15 protein-coding genes are annotated in these 17,441 nt (G+C 69.8%); 10 read left to right on the plus strand and 5 right to left on the minus strand.

The window, feature by feature from the left end; genetic code table 11:
• Positions 1–209: 209 nt before the first annotated feature.
• Complete coding sequence (locus ACFC14_RS06705; RefSeq protein WP_376102054.1) at positions 210–1,052, minus strand: SDR family NAD(P)-dependent oxidoreductase; 843 nt, start codon at positions 1,050–1,052, stop codon at positions 210–212.
• An 8-nt stretch (positions 1,053–1,060) separates the two neighbouring features.
• Positions 1,061–1,768, minus strand: coding sequence for a GntR family transcriptional regulator (locus ACFC14_RS06710; protein ID WP_376102057.1), 708 nt, complete (start codon positions 1,766–1,768; stop codon positions 1,061–1,063).
• Positions 1,769–1,936: 168 nt separating this feature from the next.
• Here ACFC14_RS06710 and ACFC14_RS06715 point away from each other — a divergent pair, with 168 nt between their 5' ends.
• Genes ACFC14_RS06715 through ACFC14_RS06750 form a run of 8 tightly spaced genes read left to right on the plus strand, consistent with a single transcriptional unit; the run spans position 1,937 to position 12,576 of the window.
• Complete coding sequence (locus tag ACFC14_RS06715; RefSeq protein ID WP_376102059.1) at positions 1,937–3,475, plus strand: ABC transporter substrate-binding protein; 1,539 nt, start codon at positions 1,937–1,939, stop codon at positions 3,473–3,475.
• A 1-nt stretch (position 3,476) separates the two neighbouring features.
• Positions 3,477–4,439, plus strand: a complete 963-nt coding sequence (locus ACFC14_RS06720) for an ABC transporter permease (protein ID WP_376102062.1) — start codon at positions 3,477–3,479, stop codon at positions 4,437–4,439.
• Entirely contained in the window at positions 4,432–5,280 is an 849-nt protein-coding gene (locus ACFC14_RS06725) for an ABC transporter permease (RefSeq protein ID WP_376102064.1), read from the plus strand. The genes ACFC14_RS06720 and ACFC14_RS06725 overlap by 8 nt, the downstream gene beginning before the upstream one ends.
• Positions 5,277–7,025 (plus strand): ABC transporter ATP-binding protein, encoded by a 1,749-nt coding sequence (locus ACFC14_RS06730; protein ID WP_376102067.1) that lies wholly within the window; start codon positions 5,277–5,279, stop codon positions 7,023–7,025. Before ACFC14_RS06725 ends, ACFC14_RS06730 begins: the two co-directional genes overlap by 4 nt.
• Positions 7,026–7,038: 13 nt before the next feature.
• Entirely contained in the window at positions 7,039–9,258 is a 2,220-nt protein-coding gene (locus ACFC14_RS06735) for a peptidase C14 (RefSeq protein WP_376102070.1), read from the plus strand.
• 43 nt (positions 9,259–9,301) lie between these two features.
• Entirely contained in the window at positions 9,302–10,693 is a 1,392-nt protein-coding gene (locus ACFC14_RS06740; protein WP_376102072.1) for a hypothetical protein, read from the plus strand.
• 54 nt (positions 10,694–10,747) lie between these two features.
• Positions 10,748–11,503 (plus strand): SDR family NAD(P)-dependent oxidoreductase, encoded by a 756-nt coding sequence (locus ACFC14_RS06745; RefSeq protein ID WP_376102075.1) that lies wholly within the window; start codon positions 10,748–10,750, stop codon positions 11,501–11,503.
• On the plus strand, positions 11,500–12,576 hold the full coding sequence (locus tag ACFC14_RS06750) for an enolase C-terminal domain-like protein (protein WP_376102078.1): 1,077 nt from the start codon (positions 11,500–11,502) through the stop codon (positions 12,574–12,576). The genes ACFC14_RS06745 and ACFC14_RS06750 overlap by 4 nt, the downstream gene beginning before the upstream one ends.
• A gap of 120 nt (positions 12,577–12,696) precedes the next feature.
• On the opposite strand, the gene ACFC14_RS06755 is transcribed toward ACFC14_RS06750, so the two are convergent.
• The gene (locus ACFC14_RS06755; protein ID WP_376102081.1) at positions 12,697–13,527 is read right to left on the minus strand and encodes a zinc-ribbon domain-containing protein; all 831 of its coding nucleotides are present in this window, start codon (positions 13,525–13,527) and stop codon (positions 12,697–12,699) included.
• Positions 13,528–13,629: 102 nt separating this feature from the next.
• Here ACFC14_RS06755 and dinB point away from each other — a divergent pair, with 102 nt between their 5' ends.
• Positions 13,630–14,826 (plus strand): DNA polymerase IV, encoded by a 1,197-nt coding sequence (dinB, locus tag ACFC14_RS06760; RefSeq protein WP_376102084.1) that lies wholly within the window; start codon positions 13,630–13,632, stop codon positions 14,824–14,826.
• Between the two features lie 302 nt (positions 14,827–15,128).
• On the opposite strand, the gene ACFC14_RS06765 is transcribed toward dinB, so the two are convergent.
• Positions 15,129–15,488, minus strand: a complete 360-nt coding sequence (locus ACFC14_RS06765; RefSeq protein ID WP_376102087.1) for a nuclear transport factor 2 family protein — start codon at positions 15,486–15,488, stop codon at positions 15,129–15,131.
• Positions 15,481–16,230: an SDR family NAD(P)-dependent oxidoreductase gene (locus ACFC14_RS06770; protein ID WP_376102090.1), complete on the minus strand. Its 750-nt coding sequence runs from the start codon at positions 16,228–16,230 to the stop codon at positions 15,481–15,483. Before ACFC14_RS06770 ends, ACFC14_RS06765 begins: the two co-directional genes overlap by 8 nt.
• 223 nt (positions 16,231–16,453) lie before the next feature.
• Between ACFC14_RS06770 and ACFC14_RS06775 the strand changes: the two genes are divergently transcribed.
• Positions 16,454–17,428, plus strand: a complete 975-nt coding sequence (locus ACFC14_RS06775) for a C-terminal binding protein (RefSeq protein ID WP_376102093.1) — start codon at positions 16,454–16,456, stop codon at positions 17,426–17,428.
• Positions 17,429–17,441: the final 13 nt, after the last annotated feature.

Raw genomic sequence — 17,441 nt, forward strand, 5'->3', positions numbered from 1 at the left:
CCCCCGCTACCGCCGAGTGCACGGGATGTTCGCGAGTGCACGGGATGATCCCGAGACGGAGCCGTGCACTCGGCGGGAAGCCGTGCACTCGGCGAGGGAGGGGGCGAGGGGGCGGGGCGAGGCGAAGGAGGAGGCGCGAGGGAGGGAGGGACGGGAGGGAGGGACGGGAGGGAGGGACGGGAGGGAGGGACGGGAGGGACGGAGGGGGCTCAGCGCGCGGGGATGCCGACGAGCTCGGCGCTGCGCTGCCAGAGAGCCTCGGCGAGATCGGCGTCGTGCACCTGCGGATTGACCTTCGCGGTGAGCTGGCGCTCGTCATAGTAGGCGCCGGAGAGCCACGTCTCTCCCGGAGTGCCCTCGATGAACCAGCGGAGGGTGTCGCCGCCCTTGTCGGCCCCGATCAGCAGGAGGTGCTTGAGGGGCGTGCGGTAGAGCAGGCGCATGACGCTCGACGAGTCGGACGCGAAGTTCGTCTGCACGGTGCCGGGATGGAACGCGACCGCGCTGAGCCCCTCGGCATGGAACTTCGTGTGCAGGCTCTTCGCGAACAGCACGTTGGCCAGCTTCGCGTCGCCGTACGCCTTGTTGGGGCTGAAGCGGCGGGTGTTGTCGAGGTCGTCGACGTCGATGTGCCCGAAGAGGCGGTGGGCGATGCTCGAGGTGTTGATGACCGCCGCGCCGGATGCCCGCAGCTCCGGCAGCAGCAGGTTCGTGAGCAGGAACGGTGCGAGATGGTTGACCTGCATCGTCTTCTCGAAGCCGTCGACGGTCGGCGTCCGATCCCCGAAGATGCCGCCGGCATTGTTGGCCAACACGTGGATGCCGTCATCGCCGACGGCATCCGAGATCTTCTCCGCCAGGGCCCGCACGTCGTCGAGGCGGGCGAAGTCGGCGGTGAACCATTCCGCCCCGGCCTCCTCCGCGATCGCGCGGGTCTTCTCGATGGACCGGCCGATCAGGATGAGCCGGTGCGGTGACGGCGCGAGTTGGCGGGCGGCCGCAGCTCCGATCCCGTCGGATGCTCCGGTGAGGACGATCGTCTTCTGAGGCACGGGTCGCGTCACTCGGCCGTCGGGGTGATGCGGCGAACCGCCCGCGTCACGTGCTCGGCGATCACCGCCTGCGCCCGTTCGGGGTCTCCGCTGGCGATGGCGTCGACGATCTGCTGGTGGCTGTGCACGTGCTCCTCCTGCTCGGCAGGGTCGAGCGCCGCGTTCGCCGCATGCAGGAAGCCGGTGATGCGGCCGCGCAACTGCCCGCTCAGCTCGTCGAGGAAGCGATGCTCGGCGAGGTCGGCGAGGGTCTCGTGGAACAAGCGGTCCTGGCGCAGCACCTCGTCGATGTCGCCGGGTGCCGCATCCGACATCGCCTGGATGATGGCCCCGAGTCGGGCGGCGGATTCTTCGTTCCACCGTTCCTGCACACGGATGGCCATGAACTGCTCGAGCACGATGCGCAGGCTCGAGATCTCTTCCAGATCCTGCGCACTCAACTGCGCGACGCGGGCGCCACGGCGGGGCTCGCGGGTGATCAGACGCTCTTCGGCGAGGCGGGTCAGGGCTTCACGCACCGGGATGTGACTCACGCCGAGGCGGTCGGCGAGCTTGCGCTCGACGAGGCGCTCCCCGGGGGCGAGCTCGCCGGAGTGGATGGCAGCGCGCAGCTCGTCCGTGACCTGTTCGGCGATGTTCTGATCCGAGACGCTGCGCACCGTGGCTCTCCTGTCTGTACCGGAACCCGCGAGCGGCTCGCGGCCGAGTTCCTGCATCGACCGATGCTATGGCAGATTCGCCGTCTCGCCGGGATACGGCTCCGGGCGGCGTAACGAGAACGTAATCGCATCCCCACGATTCACACTAGACGAAGTGTCCATTTTGCTACATGCTATAGCGAAACCCTTCCACCCGAACGCATCACCCGACACTTGGAGGCACCCATGTCGCGTCGTCGTGTATTGCTCGGCGGAGCAGCGTTGCTCACCGCCGCGCTCATCACCGCTGGCTGTAGCAGCACCCCGTCGAACTCCGACGGCCAGGCGCAGGACGGCGGCATCCTGACCGTCGCCGCGGCGCAAGGCATTCCGCAGCTCAACCCGGCCATCCGCACATTCGCCTGGGAGGAGGTGCTGTTCCCCCTCCTCTGGAACGGTCTGACCAAGACCGACGAGTCCGGCGAGATCGTCGGCGACCTTGCCGAGAAGTGGGAGGCCTCGCCGGACCAGAAGACCTGGACCTTCACCCTGCGCGACGGCGTCACGTTCTCGAACGGCGACCCGTTCACGGCCGAGGACGCGGTCGCATCGTTCGACTACTACCTCGATCCCGAGACCGCCACCCAGGAGAAGAACAAGATCGACATGGTCACGGATGTCACGGCATCCGACGACAAGACCGTCGTCATCACCCTCTCCGAGCCGATCGCCACCTTCGCCGCCGGCATCGTGTGGGTCAAGATGCTCGACGTCGACGCGCTCGACACGATCGACAAGGAGCCGATCGGCACCGGGCCGTACATCGTCGACGCCTTTACCCCCGACGACAGCCTGACCCTCGTGCCGAACCCCGAGTACTTCGGCGAGGCGCCCGCCCTCGACGAGATCACGATCGTCAAGGCCGCCGAGTCCACCGCCGCCGTCACGGGCCTGCGCTCGGGCGACATCGACGTGCTCTGGTCCGTGCCGCAGGGTGACGTCGCCGGCCTCGAAGGCGGCGGTGACATCGCGCTCGTCAAGCCCGACAACCCTAGCCAGTGGCCGTCGTGGGAGGTCGACACGCAGTCGGCTCCGTTCAACGACGTGCGCGCACGCCAGGCGCTCGCCTACGCGACCGACCGCGAGGCGATCCTCGAAGCGGCGTATTACGGGCAGGGCACGGTCTCACCCACGAACAATGCGCTCGGCGAGGTCAACCCGTGGTTCGGCGGCGACCTGACCGACTACTCGTACGACCTCGACAAGGCGAAGGAGCTCTTCGCCGAGGCCGGTATCACCGAGGGCAGCACCCTCACCTGGTGGGGCATCGCCGGGCAGTATCCGGAGTGGAACACGAGCGGCGAGATCCTGCAGGCGAGCCTGAAGGAGATCGGCATCACGCTCAAAATCGACAACAACGACATCGGCACCTGGGTCGACTCCTTCTACCCGGCGGGCAAGAGCTTCCCCGGGTACATCGTGCCGAACTTCCAGTCCACGCCCCCGGAGCCCGCGTACTCGCTGAACTTCTATCTCGAGGGTCGCTGCGAGTGCAACTGGGTCGACCCCGACTTCCAGACCGCCTTCGCCGACGCCGTGGCCGAGCCGGATGAGGCCGCACGCGCCGAGAAGTGGGGCACGGTGCAGACGATCATCAACGAGCAGGTCCCGCTGATCGTGCCGCTGCAGTCCACGGTCGTGACGGCGACCAGCACGAAGGTCGACGGTGTGTGGGTCGAGGGCGGCGGACAGCTGCACCTCGAGAACGCGCAGCTCAAGGGCTGACGTGGCTCTGTCCATCCTTCGGCGGGTGGCGATCAGCATCGCGATGCTGATCGCCACCTCGCTTCTCGTGTTCGTCGTGCTCCGGCTGCTGCCGGGCGACCCTGTGATCACCCGCCTCGGCTCGACGCCGGGCGTGGATGCCGAGATGCTCCAGCGCCTCCGCGAGGAGGCCGGTCTCGACGCGCCGATCATCGAGCAGTACCTGCGCTGGATCGGCGGCGTCTTCGCCGGCGACTTCGGGCAGTCGTACTTCAACCAGTACTCGGTGTCCGAGCTCATCGCACAGCGGCTTCCCGCCACGCTCGAGCTCACGCTGATCGGCATCCTGCTGGCCGTGCTCATCGCGACGCCGGCCGCCGTGATCGCCTCGCTGCGTCCTCTCGGCGTCGTCGACCGCACCCTCACCGCGATCTCGACCGCCGGCATGGCGCTGCCGCAGTTCCTGATCGGCATCGTGCTGATCGTGATCTTCGCCGTGCAGCTCAAGGTGCTGCCCGCCCGCGGGTACACGCCGTTCAGTGAGGACCCCGGTGACAACCTCGTGCGGATGATCCTCCCCGCCTTCACGCTCGCCTTCGCCGCAGCGCCGCTGCTCATGCGGTTCCTGCGGGCATCCATGGTCGAGGTGCTCGACGCCCCGTACATCCGCACCGCCCGCGGCAAGGGGCAGTCGGCGAGTGGCGTGGTGATCGGGCATGCACTGCGCAACGCGCTGATCCCCGGGCTCACGATGCTCGGCCTCATCGTCGGCTACACGCTCGGTGGCGTCGTGATCGTGGAGTACGTGTTCGGCGTCCCCGGGCTCGGCTCGCTCGCGATCGACGCGGTCTTCAAGCGCGACTACGCCGTGCTGCAGTCGGTCGTGCTGCTGATCTCCGCGATGTTCATCCTCACCACGCTCATCGTCGACCTCCTCTACGGCGTGCTCGACCCGCGTCTTCGTGCAAGGAGCAGCCGTGGCTGACACCCTCACCCTCGCCCTGCGATCGGCCCGGCCGCGGCGCCGTCTCGCCCTCGCGTCGTGGATCCCGCTCGCCCTCCTCGCCGTGATCGTGCTGGCCTGCGTGCTCGCACCGCTCCTCGCGCCGTACGATCCCTCGGCGCAGTCGCCCGATCGGTTCGCCGGGCCCTCAGCCGTGCACCTGTTCGGCACCGACGAGCTCGGCCGCGACCTGTTCAGCCGCGTGCTCTACGGAGGGCAGCTGACGATCTTCATCGCGGGCGGCGCGACCCTGGTTGCCATGGTGCTGGGCATCGCCTGGGGGATGGCGGCCGCTTTCGCCCGCGGCATCCTCGACGAGATCCTCATGCGCCTCGCCGACACGGTGATGGCGATCCCGCAGATCCTGTTCGCACTCGTGTTCATCTCGGCGTTCGGCGCCGACCCGGTCAAGCTCGCCGTGATCATCGGAATCCTGCTCACGCCGACCACCGCGCGCCTCGTACGCTCCTCGGTGCTCAGTGAGCTGCAAGAGGACTACTTCACCGCCGCCGTGGCTTTCGGATCGAAGCGCAGCCGCCTGCTGTTCGCCGAGGTGCTGCCGAACGCCCGCGGGCCGATCGTGGTGCAGGCGGCCATCAACGCCGCCAACGCGATCCTGCTCGAGGCGTCGATGAGCTTCGTCGGGCTGGGCATCGCGCCGCCCGAGGCGACCTGGGGCACCCTCGTGCAGCAGGGCTACCAGAAGATGTACCAGTCGATCGGTTACGTACTGTTCCCCGCGCTGTTCATCTTCGTCACCATCTGGCTGCTCAACGTGCTCGCCGATCAGTTCGGCGGCGATCGGAAGGGGAAGGGCCGATGACGGATGCCACGCCCGTCCTGCAGGTGCAGGACCTCACCGTTTCCTACGGCGACGCGATGCCGGTCAAGGGCATCTCGTTCTCGGTGCGTCCCGGTGAGCGGATCGGCCTGGTCGGCGAATCCGGTTCCGGCAAGTCGCTCACCGCGCTGTCGATCATGCGCCTCAATGACGGCGCGAAGCTCGGCGGCAGCATCCGTCTGCGCGATCGGGAGCTGCTCACGCTCAGCAAGCGCGAGATGACACGGGTGCGCGGCGGTGAGATCGCGATGGTCTACCAGGACCCGATGTCGTCGCTCAACCCCGTGCGCACGATCGGGCATCAGCTCGTGGAGGCGATCCGGCTGCACGACCGGGTGTCGAAAGAGGCGGCCCGCGCCAGGGCCGTCGAGCTGCTGACCGAGGTCGGCGTGCCGCTCCCCGAGGAGCGCCTCGCGCAGTACCCGCACGAGTTCTCCGGCGGCATGCGGCAGCGCGTCATGATCGCGATGGCCATGTCGTCGCGGCCCGCCGTGCTCATCGCCGACGAGCCCACGACGGCGCTCGACGTCACCACGCAGTCGCGCATCATCGACCTTCTCGACCGTCTGGCCGATGAGCACGGCACCGCGGTCGTGCTCATCACGCACGACCTCGGCGTCGCGGCCGGCTTCTGCGAGCGCATCCACGTGATGCGGCACGGGCGGGTGATCGAGGAAGCCCCGGTCGACAAGCTCTACGCCGAACCGGAGCACCCGTACACGAAGGCGCTGCTCGGCGCCGTGGTCGATCTCACGATCGACGTGCACGAGCCGATCCGCACCGCGGCCGAGGTCCTCGAACGCGGCACCGAGCCGGTAGTCGAGGCGGGCTCGATCAGTGCGGTCGACCGTGCGCGCGAGTCGGGTGACGTGCTGGTCGACGTGCAGGGCGTGTCGAAAGTGTTCACGCTGGGCTCCGGCCGCCGCGTGACCGCGGTCGACGACGTGTCGTTCCAGATACGTCGTGGCGAGACGGTGGGACTCGTGGGGGAGTCGGGCTCGGGCAAGTCCACGGTGTCGAAGGCGGTGCTCGCACTCGGCGGGATCGATGCCGGGTCCGTGGTGTTCGACGGTCATCGCCCGCATGAGATGCGCGGCGAAGAGCTGCGGCAGCTTCGGCGGCGGATGCAGATGGTGTTCCAGGATCCGTTCTCCGCTCTGAACCGGCGCCAGACCGTCGCCCAGATCATCGAGGCGCCGCTGCTCGCGCACGGCATCGGCAATCGGGCGACGCGTGCCGAAAAGGTGCGCGAGGCCATGCACCGGGTGCGCCTCGACGAGGAGTTCGCCCACCGGCTGCCCCGCTCGATGTCGGGCGGCCAGTGTCAACGTGTGTCCATCGCACGCTCGCTCGTGCTCGAGCCGGAGTTTCTCGTGCTCGACGAGTCGGTGTCGGCGCTCGATGTGTCGATCCAGGCGCAGGTGCTCAACCTGCTGCGCGAGCTGCAGGCAGAGCTCGGACTCACGTACCTCTTCATCAGCCACGACCTCGCGGTCATCCGGTACATGTCGTCGACCGTGGCGGTGATGCAGCAGGGCCGGATCGTCGAGATCGGCGCCCGCGACGCGCTGTTCGCGAACCCACAGCACGAGTACACGCGAGGGCTCATGGCTGCGATCCCGGTGGCCGACCCGGTGCTGGAGCGCCGGCGTCGTGCCGAAGCTGCGGCGCTCTGGCAGGCCCAGGGCGCGGTGACGGGCGCCGTTCCGGCCGGAACCATCCGATGACGAAGGAGTTGTCATGACCGACAGATCAACCGCCGTGGCGGATCCGCACGCGGAGACCACCTCGCCGGAGGGAAGCGTGCGCTCCACCGGTCGCCGCGCCCTCATGGCCGGGCTCGGCGCGGTCGCGCTCGGGGCTGCCGGTTCCCTCGCCGCCACGACACCCGCGCAGGCCGCGCCCGTCGCCATGGGGGCGAAAGACATCACCCGGGCGGAATCCGTCGCCGAGCTGTCGCGGCTGCGGGCGAGGGACGGTGAGGTGGCGATCGTCGCCGGCTACCGGACACCGGGCGACGCGGGGCTGCTCGTCTACGTGGGCAGCGAGAACGCGAACCTCAAGCCCAACGGTGGCACGGTGATCGCCGGCAAGCGGGGCACCACCTGGCTGCTGCAGCACGACGGCACCGTCGACTTCCGGGTCTTCGGCATCACGGGGCCCAAGACGGCGGCAGACGATGCGCTCGCCGCGATGGTGAACGATCCCCGCGTCGCCCGGATCGAAGCGCACACGGACCTGCTGTTCCAGCGGCGGCACCGCTTCACGCGGTCCCACCTCGAGATCGACTTCGGCGGTCATGTCATCGCGACGGAGGGTATCGAGCCGAACACCCATGACAATCCGTTCGGTGCGGTGATGTTCTTCACCGGGGTGTCGCGAGACGTCGTCGTCGAGCATCCGCTGGCAGAGGCCTGGCCCGAGCTGACGGATGCCGTCGCCGTGCCCGATGCGGCGAAGTTCCCGGTGGACTCCTGGTGGGCGGTGCAGTGCGACCCGGTCGCCGGAGGCGGAGCCGATGAGCGCGAGATCCAGCGATTCGTCCAGGTGACACAGCAGATCGACGGGACGCACATCCGGATCGACTACCTCAACGGGTGGCCGCTGGACAAGGGCCGCAAGCTCACGTGGCGGCAGATGGATCCCGTCTCCGGAGTGCGCATCTCGAACATGCGGTTCCTCGGCGCGGGCCCCTTCGACGGACCCACCGACGGCTCGTTCCCCGACGCCCGCGAGCTGACCGGATCGCATCCGATCGCCTTCGAGTACGCGATCGGATGCGATGTCGCCGATGTGCACGCGAGCCGCACCTGGTGGCCGGTCGTGATGCGGCGGTGGAACACCCACTTCACGACCGAACGCTGCTCGGTCGAGAACCCGCCCACGGTGTTCTATGGGGGTGCGGGGTACCTCACGCAGCAGATCTACTGCCTCTACGGGCGGGTGAGTGACTGCACGTCGTCGAACGCGCGGCACCTCAACGACCTGACCGCCAGCGCATACTGCATCGTCGAGAACTGCCACGGTGACGGCGACGATCAGGGCGGGAATCCCTTCACCACCCACGGTCAGTACGAGCACGACCTCACCTTCATCGGCAACTCGGGGCTGATGGACATCGCCAACTCCGGCGCGCAGTGGGGCACCTCCGCCAAGCGGATCACGGTGCGCGATCACGTCTGCTCGTGGTTCGTCGCCGGCACCAAGATCAGCGATCTGACGCTCGAGAACGTCCGGGTGATCGGACGGTCGACGTTCGACCCGCAGGCGACCATGACGATCAACGCCGACGGCGCCCAGCTGCGCGGATGCACCGCCGGGCTGCTGGCCATCGGGCAGCGGTCGGCCCGATCGTCACGGCCGACGACGATCGAGGACTGCACCTTCGCGCTCCCCAAAGACCAGGTGCTCATCCAGACCCCGGTCACCGTTCCCGTGAGCTTCGTGCGCTGCACGATCACCGGAATCGACGGAATGAAAGCGCGTGGCGCCGGAGCCGTGGAGTTCGTCGACTGCCGCCTGAGCGGTCCCGCGAAGGGTGCCGCGGCCGAGCTCGGTGCGTCGCGGGTCACCATCCGGGGCGGCACGGTGCGCGATGTCCTGCTCACGGCGACCGCGGTGCGCGACCAGGTCATCGCGATGGACGGTGTCGAGCTCAGCACCGAGCGCGGCGAGGGAGCCATGCTGTCCCGCGCCGTCGGCCCCGGGGTCGTCACCTGGCGGCTGAGCGGCCTCACCTCGGCTGCCGAGAAGGGCGCGACGCACGTCGACATCGGCACGGGCGTCAACCACGCACGCGTCACCGGCAGCCAGTTCGTCGGCGGACGGCTGCGGCTGGCCGACGGCTTCTCAGAGCCCTCCACGCTGCTGTTCAGCGACGACGTCGTGCGCGGTGTCGAGGCGGGCCTTCCCGAGGCCGGTGACCGCGTGCTGATCGCCGACGTGCTGACGATCGCGTGAGCGGCGGCATCATGGAGCACATGGAGCACATGGAGGACTTCGAGTGAACGACACGGCATCGCCCACCCATCTCGGCGACCGCATCCGCATCCCTCGTACGCGCGCGCGCATCGGTGTCGCCCGGCGCGACATCACGCCGCCCGTCGGCATCCGGGCGAAGAACTGGGGTCCCGCCGACTGGGAGCGCTCCGAGGGGGCGCATCGCCCGTTCGAGTTGACCGCGCTCGCCGTGATCGGCGGTGACGAGCGCCCGCGACTGCTGCTCGCGGTGGACGGCACCTGGTGGCGTCGGGTGGCCGACGAGCAGGGTGTGCGCCGGGCGATCCTGGCCGGCCTCGGACTCGACCCCGACCAGCTGATGCTCTCGCTCTCGCACACCCACGCCGGCGCCGTGCTCTGCGCCGCCGATGCGCACCTGCCCGGCGGCGAGCTGATCCCGGGGTACCTCGAGGCGCTTGCGGCCGCGGGCATCGCCGCCGGGCGCGAGGCGCTCGACGGCGCGGTCCCGGGGCTCATCGAGTGGACCACCGGGCGCTGCACCCTCGCGGCCGACCGCGAGCTCGACGTCGACGGTCGAGCGCTGGTGGGGTACAACCCGGCCGGCACCGCCGACGACACCGTCATGATCGGCCGCCTCAGCGTCGACGGCGCGGTGCGCGGCACGCTCGTCAACTACGCCTGCCACCCGACGACGCTCGCCTGGCAGAGCCGGGAGGTGTCGCCGGACTACGTCGGCGCGATGCGCGAGATCGTCGAGGCCGCCACGGACGCGCCGTGTCTGTTCGTGCAAGGCGCCTCGGGCGAGCTGGCCCCGCGCGAGCAGTACACCGGCGACGTCACGGTCGCCGACCGCCACGGACGCTCCCTCGGGCACGCGGTGCTCGCGGCCCTCGACTCGCTGCCGGTGCCCGGGGAGGAGCTGACGCTCGAGGGCGTGGTGGAGTCCGGTGCTCCGTTGGCGGTCTGGGCGGGGCAGGCTGCTCGGGGTGGGGAAGGGGCGGCCGGTTCGGTGACATCGGTCGAGCTGCCGCTGCGTGTCCTGCCGACGCTCGACGAACTGGCCGAGGAGTGGAAGGACATCGACCCGCGGTCGCGCGAGGAACGGCTCGGTCGCGCGCGCAACCTGCGTGACGGATACATCGACGGCCCGACGGTGCCGCATCCGGTCTGGGCCTGGCGGCTCGGGGATGCCGTGATCGTCGGGCACCCCGGCGAGGCGTACTCGCGCTTGCAGACGACGTTGCGGGCCCGATTCCCGGAGACGCCGATCGTCGTGATGAACCTCACCAACGGTCCCGGCTTCGTGTACCTGCCGACGCGGGACGCGTATGAGCGCGGGGCGTATCAGGCGTGGCAGACGCCGCTCGCTCCCGGCGCGCTCGACCTGCTCGAGGAACATGCCGCGGCAGTCGTCGCGGATCTGCTCGACCGCTGAGCCGCCCCTCCGACTACACTTGCTATAGCAAATCTCGAACCCCTGAGGAGAGCAATGACCGCGCCCGTCGCCATCGTCACCGGAGGATCCGCCGGCATCGGCTGGGAGATCGGCCAGCGCCTCGCCGCCGACGGCTACACGGTCGTCGCCGCCGACCGCGTGCCCGGACTCACCGCAGCCGACAACCCCCACGGCATCCTGTGGCGCGAGCTCGACGTGACCGACCACGCTGGCGTCGACCGGGTGTTCGGCGAGATCGAGGCCGAACTCGGACCCATCGAGGTGCTCGTCAACAACGCCGGCATCCAGCGCCATCGCGGCATCGAAGACCTCAGCTGGGACGAGTGGTCGGCGGTGGTCGACGTGAATCTGCACGGCGTCTTCTCGGCACTGCAGGCCGCAGGGAAGCGGATGCTGGAGCGCGGCGAGGGCCGCATCGTGAACATCTCGTCGATCTCCTCCCGTGGGTCGGCGGGGCGCGCGCCGTACGCCACCACGAAGGCCGCGGTGATCGGCCTGACCTCGACCGCCGGCGCCGAGTGGGCCTCGCGCGGTGTGCGGGTGAACGCGGTGGCCCCCGGCTACGTCGACACGGGTGTGTTCCGCCAGGGCGTCGAGGCGGGCACCCTCAGCCTCGACACGATCCTGTCGCGCATCCCCGCGAAGCGTCTGGCCGAGGCGAGCGAGATCGCCGCGGCGGTCAGCTTCCTCGTCTCCGACCAGTCGCGGTACATGAACGGTCAGACTCTGTACGTCGACGGTGGCTTCATGGTCGACTACGGCGTGCCCTTGGCAAAGAAGCCCGAATGAGCGCGATCGCCCGCATCGACACGGCCACGGCCGTGCTGCCCCTGCCCGCACCGCTGCAGCTGGGTGCGATGACCGTGACCCGCCGCGAGTACAGCGCGGCGCGGGCGTCCGCCGCCGACGGCACGACCGGGGTGGCGTACTGCCTGTCTCGCGAGGCGCCGATGGCCGAGATCGTCGACCGGCTCGTCGCCGCGCACGCAGTCGGTGCGGATGCCGACGACCCCGCGTCGACGTGGGAGCGGATGCTGCGCGGCAGTGCCATCGTCGGTCGGGTGGGTCTGGTGCGACGCGCGATCGGCCTGGTCGACATCGCGCTGTGGGACATCGCCGCCCGGCGGGCGGGCGTGCCGCTGTGGAAGATGCTCGGCACCGGAGACGCTCCGCGGGACTCGATCCTCGTCGCCGCATATCCGTCGCCTGATCGGGCTCCGCGCGAGGTCGCCGACGAGGTGCTCGCGCAGGCCGACGGCTGGACGAACGTGAAGATCTCGCGCATTCCCGATCCGGCATATATGCGCGAGCTGCTCGCCCTGCTGAACGCCGAGCTGCCCTCCGCGACCGGTCTGATCGTCGATGTCGGGTTCGGTTGGCCGGACGCCGATGCCGCCCTGGCTGAGATCGCGCAGTGGGGCGACCCGCAACTCGCCTGGCTCGAAGACCCGCTGCTTCCCGAAGACGCCGCGGGCGTCGCACGCATCCGTCGGGAGTCGGGGCTGGCCGTCTCTGTCGGCGATGAGGTCACCGACCCTGCCGCGCTGAAGGCGCTGGTCGAGGTCGGCGAGGTGGATGCGCTGCGGATCGACGTGGTGGCGATCGGCGGTGTGACCCCGGCGCGCGAGCTGATCGCCTGGGCGGCCGAGCGCGGCGTGCCGGTCTCGGGGCACGTCTATCCCGAAGTCACCGCCCACCTCGGCATCGGCGTCGAGACCTTCGCGCGCGGCATCAACCCCTATGACCCGGCGCCGTCGTTCGTGCGCGGCGGGCCGTCGTTCGAGGGGCGGATCCGGCCGACGGATGCTTCGGGCCTCGGGTTCGCGCTCGATCCGGGCGTGTTCCGGTTCGGGAAGGACTGAGGGGGCCGTCGCGCCGCACGTCGCACGTTCTGAAGGAGAACTCGCGGAATGAAGGCCGTTCTGCGCTCTCGGCTCCTTCATTTCGAGAGTTCTCCTTCGCGATGGGTGGCCGCGCGCGCCTCAGCGCAGATACGCGTCCACGAGGAGCGCGCCGCGGATCGCCCGCAGCTCGTCGATGATGCGGGCGACGCTCTTCCCACTCACCGACGACAGCGCGAGATCGTGCGGCCCGAGAAGCTCGAGCTTCCCGGTGCGGATGCGGATGACCTCCCACCCGGCGGCGCGGAGGGCGCGGTCTTTGCGCAGATCGGCATCCTGTCTCTTGCCGACGTGCTCCAGACCATGACGGCCGACCGTGTCGTACTCGAGCGCGACCCGCAGCTCCGGGAACACGATGTCGGGCCATACCTCGATGTGGCGGAAGAACGGGCGCGACACCTTCACCGCGTTCACGGCCGCGTCGAACTCGATCTGCGCCGCGAGTTCGGCGCGCAGGCGTCCTTCCGCCGCGGATGCCGGCCGCGGCGCGCACTCGCTCACGAACGCGGTGCCGGTGGGGAGGTCGGGAGTCTTCGTGCAGAGTGCGGGTGCGGGGCGACGGGGTTTGCGCGGGATGGCGCGTGCTTCGCCGAGCACGACCGGTTGCGGGCGGGCCAGCGCGGAGCACTCCGGGCACCACGCGGAGCGGCGCCGCACCTGTCTCGGACGCTCGCGCTGCTCGGCCGGGGTGGCGGCGAACCGATGCCCGAGCGGGCACTCCCAGCACAGGAGCACGTCGGCGGCGAGGGGGATCTGCGACAGGGCGATGCCGTGGTTGAGCTCCGGGTGGTACTGGCGGATCAGCTCCGGGTACGCCGCCCACCCGGCGCGGTAGGTGCCCACCTCATACGGAACGGCGCGACCGCGGGAGAACTGCCGTCGCGCCCACCACTGCTTCACCGGTTCCGGCACGCGCCGACCATATCCGCGAGCACGGACATCGCCTGATCGGCCGTGAGGTCGCGTCGGATGTCCCCGGTCCGTGCGACGATCCGCACGTCGACGGGAGAACGGATGCGTGGGGAAGCCACGGTGCTGCACGCCGACCTCGATGCGTTCTACGCCTCGGTCGAGCAGCGTGATGCGCCCGAACTGCGCGGTCGTCCCGTGATCGTGGGCGGCGGGGTCGTGCTGGCCGCGAGCTACGAGGCGAAGGCGCGCGGTGTCCGCACGGCGATGGGCGGCCGACAGGCGCGTGAACTCTGCCCCGACGCCGTCGTCGTCCCTCCGCGCATGGACGCCTATTCCGCCGCGAGCAAAGACGTGTTCGCGATCTTCCGCGACACCACCCCGCTCGTCGAGGGCCTCTCGATCGACGAGGCGTTCCTCGAGGTCGGGGGTCTGCGACGCATCGCCGGCACGCCGGAGCAGATCGCGGCGCGGCTACGGGAACGTGTGCGCGCGGAGGCTGGGCTGGCGATCTCGGTGGGGGTCGCGCGCACCAAGTTCCTCGCCAAGGTCGCCAGCGCCGTGAGCAAACCCGACGGTCTGCTGGTCGTCGAGCCCGAGCGCGAGGAGGAGTTCCTGCTGCCGCTTCCGATCGAACGGCTGTGGGGTGTGGGGGCCGTGACGGCCGAGAAGCTCCACCGGTACGGCATCCGCACCGTCGGTGAGCTCGCCGAGCTCGAAGCCGCGACGGCCGAGCGGATGCTGGGCAAGGCGACAGGTGCCCATGTGCACGCCCTGGCTCGGCTGCGGGATCCGCGACCGGTCGACGCCACCCGGCGGCGGGGATCCATCGGCTCGCAGCGTGCGCTCGGCAGCCGTCCCCGCTCCGCCGAGGAACTCGACCTCATCCTCACGCAGATCGTCGACCGGCTCGCCCGGCGACTCCGCGACGGCGACCGCGTCTGCCGCACCGTCGTGCTGCGCCTGCGCTTCGGCGACTTCACGAAGGCCACCCGCTCCCGCTCGCTGCGAGCGCCCACCGACCGCACCGCCATCGTGCTCACCGTGGCCCGCGCCCTGCTCGCCGCGGCGCAAGCCGACATCACCGCGCGGGGCATCACCCTGATCGGCATCTCGCTGTCGCAGCTCGACCGTGCAGGGAACGTGCAACCCGAGCTGCCGATCGACTGGGGCGATGAGGCGCGTCTCGACTCCGTGCTCGACACGCTGCGCGACCGGTACGGCTCGACCTCGGTCTCGCGTGCGGCACAGCTGGGTCGCGACCCGGGGTGGTCGTCGCCGATACTGCCCGAGCACGAATGAGCCGCGCCGGGCCTCGCGTGTGCTGTAGTTGCGAGCGCGCGTTCGGCAGCTGCGACGGAGCGTTCGGCCGCTGCGCCTGCACGTTCGGCCGCTGCGACCGCGCGTTCGGCCGCTGTGACCGCACGTTCTGAAGGAGATCACACGCTATGAAGGAGTCCTTTCGCGATTGGCTCCTTCATTTCGCGAGATCTCCTTCATGTCGGGAGGGCTCCTTCACGGGGAGAGGGCTCCTTCGCGTCGGGAGGGCTCTGTCGCCCACCGCGCGGATGTCTACCGCCGAATGTGACGCGGCATCCCCGACCTCAGGCCTTGAGCATCGAGGCGCGCGAGATCAGTCCGTCGACCACGTCGAAGGTCGCGATGGTCTCGGTGGCGACGCCGGCGTTGACGACCTGCTCCTGCGCGACGACCCACCGGCTGCCGAACAGCACGCTCGTCTCGATCACGCACGACAGCTCGGGGTTCTGCAGCCGCGGCTCGTAGAACGCGCGGATCGCGACCGACCCCACCACGGGTTCGGGGGCGACACCGGTGATCACGGCATCCGGTGCATAGGTTGCCACGAAGGCGTCGAGGTCGTGCGCGTTGAACGCGTCGAGCTGCGCCTGCACGGTGTCCAGGGCAGAGCGGTCGAGGGCAGAGCGGGAGGTGCGGTCAGTCAATGCGAACGCCTCCGTTGACGTCGTAGGTGGCCCCGGTGATGAAGCGAGCGCGCTCCGATGCGAGCGATGTGATGATCCAGGCCACGTCTTCCGGCTGCCCGAACGCCCCCAGCGGGATGCCGGCTTCGAGCTTCTCGCGGCCCGCGCTCTGCAACTGGTCGGTGATCGCGCTCTTGACCGGACCGGGGGTGACGGCGTTCACGCGGATGCCCTCGGATGCGAGGTGCCGGGCGAAGCTGCGCGTGATGGCGAGGATCGCTCCCTTGCTCGCGGCGTAGTGGATGCCGGTCTGCAACGCTCCGACCTGGCCGGCGATCGAGGCGATGTTGATCACGGAGCGATCCCCCTCGGCGGCCCGGAGCAGCGGAAGGGCGCCGCGGGTCAGGAAGAACGTGCCGCGGGCGTTGGTCTCGAGGACCATGTCCCACTCATCGAAGTCGATGTCGTCATAGGGGGTGTACGGGCAGACGCCGCCGTTGTTGATCAACACGTGCAGCGAGCCCCAGGCGGCCGTGATCTCGGCGACCAGCGCGTCGATCGACTCGCGTTCGCGCAGGTCGAGCCGCGAGACGTGCACCTCGGGCGACCCGGCAGCACGGCATTCCTCGGCGATGCGGAGGGCTTCGGCCTCTCGCCCCGCATACGTGATCCAGAGGGCGGTGCCCTCACGGGCGAGGTCGAGGGCGGCGGCGGTTCCGATGCCGGAACTGGCCCCCGTGATCAGAGCGCGGCGGGTAGTCATGCGTTCGATGCTATAGCAAAATGCGGGTGCGGCGCCGAGGCCAAAACGGAGACGAACGAGGGCGACTGCGGCGCGCCGAGCCTCGACGCGCGGGTGCCGCATCGGTTCGTCTGCGTCTTCGCCCCGGTGGCCTCGACCCGAGCGACCCCCACCGCCCCGCCCCACGGCGCCAGCACATCGCAGCGCTGTACATCCATTTGCTAGATGCTATAGCATCGCTCTCATGACTGAGCCCTTCATCCTCGTCAGCGACTGCGACCTGCCAGGAACCGTCATCGAAGACACCCTCCGCCAGGCGGGGCTGCGTGCCTATCGCGCCGCATCCGGCAGCCTCGAAGACATCGCCGCAGCCGGTTCCGACGCCGAGGGGCTCGTCGTGCAGTGGGCGCAGATCACCGGCGAGGTGATGGACCGGATGCCGAACCTGCGCATCATCAGCCGCGTCGGCATCGGCTACGACATGGTCGACGTCGAGGCCGCCACCGCTCGCGGCATCGCGGTCGCGAACACCCCCAGCTACTGCATCGAAGAGGTCGCCGCGCACACGATCGCGATGATCATGACGCAGGCCCGCGGCCTCCCCGCCTACGACCGCGCCGTGCGCGCCGGCACCTGGAAGGCCGTCGACGCCCGTCCCCTCGCCGTGCGCCCCTCGGCCACCACCGTCTCGGTGCTCGGCTTCGGTCGCATCGGTTCGATGGTCGCCCGCGGATGCCGCGCGCTGGGCTTCCGGGTGCTCGTCGCCGACCCGTACGCCCCCGCCGACGCCGTGCGGGAGGCCGGCTGCGAGCTCGTCGAGATCCAGGATGCCGTGGCTCGGGCCGACATCCTCACCCTGCACGTGCCGCTCACCGACGAGACCCGGCACCTGATCGATGCCGCGGCCATCGCGACCATGAAGCCGGGGGCCGTCGTCGTCAACACCTGCCGCGGCCCGCTCATCGACGAGGAGGCGCTCGCGGCCTCCCTCCGCGCCGGGCACCTGGGCGCCGCCGCCCTCGACGTCTTCGCGGGCGAACCCCTCGCCGCCGACTCCCCGCTCCGCGACCTCGAGCAGGTGCTGCTGACCCCGCACGCCGCCTGGTTCTCTCCCGAGGCGCTGGCGGATCTCCCCGTCCACGCGGCCGAGAACATCATCCGGTACCTCGCCGGCGAGTCCGTGCCGATCGTCAACCCGACCTACGCCGCCGCGCGCTGACCGAAGGATCATC

The organism is Microbacterium sp. NPDC055988, from assembly GCF_042269505.1.
GTDB lineage: Bacteria > Actinomycetota > Actinomycetes > Actinomycetales > Microbacteriaceae > Microbacterium.

Bases quoted from the DNA above. Each gene is read 5' to 3' on its own strand.
- ACFC14_RS06735 (WP_376102070.1), top strand. From the start codon at position 7,039: ATGACCGACAGATCAACCGCCGTGGCGGATCCGCACGCGGAGACCACC.
- ACFC14_RS06745 (WP_376102075.1), top strand. From the start codon at position 10,748: ATGACCGCGCCCGTCGCCATCGTCACCGGAGGATCCGCCGGCATCGGC.
- ACFC14_RS06770 (WP_376102090.1), bottom strand. From the start codon at position 16,230: ATGACTACCCGCCGCGCTCTGATCACGGGGGCCAGTTCCGGCATCGGA.
- ACFC14_RS06710 (WP_376102057.1), bottom strand. From the start codon at position 1,768: ATGCAGGAACTCGGCCGCGAGCCGCTCGCGGGTTCCGGTACAGACAGG.
- ACFC14_RS06750 (WP_376102078.1), top strand. From the start codon at position 11,500: ATGAGCGCGATCGCCCGCATCGACACGGCCACGGCCGTGCTGCCCCTG.
- ACFC14_RS06775 (WP_376102093.1), top strand. From the start codon at position 16,454: ATGACTGAGCCCTTCATCCTCGTCAGCGACTGCGACCTGCCAGGAACC.
- ACFC14_RS06715 (WP_376102059.1), top strand. From the start codon at position 1,937: ATGTCGCGTCGTCGTGTATTGCTCGGCGGAGCAGCGTTGCTCACCGCC.
- dinB (WP_376102084.1), top strand. From the start codon at position 13,630: ATGCGTGGGGAAGCCACGGTGCTGCACGCCGACCTCGATGCGTTCTAC.
- ACFC14_RS06730 (WP_376102067.1), top strand. From the start codon at position 5,277: ATGACGGATGCCACGCCCGTCCTGCAGGTGCAGGACCTCACCGTTTCC.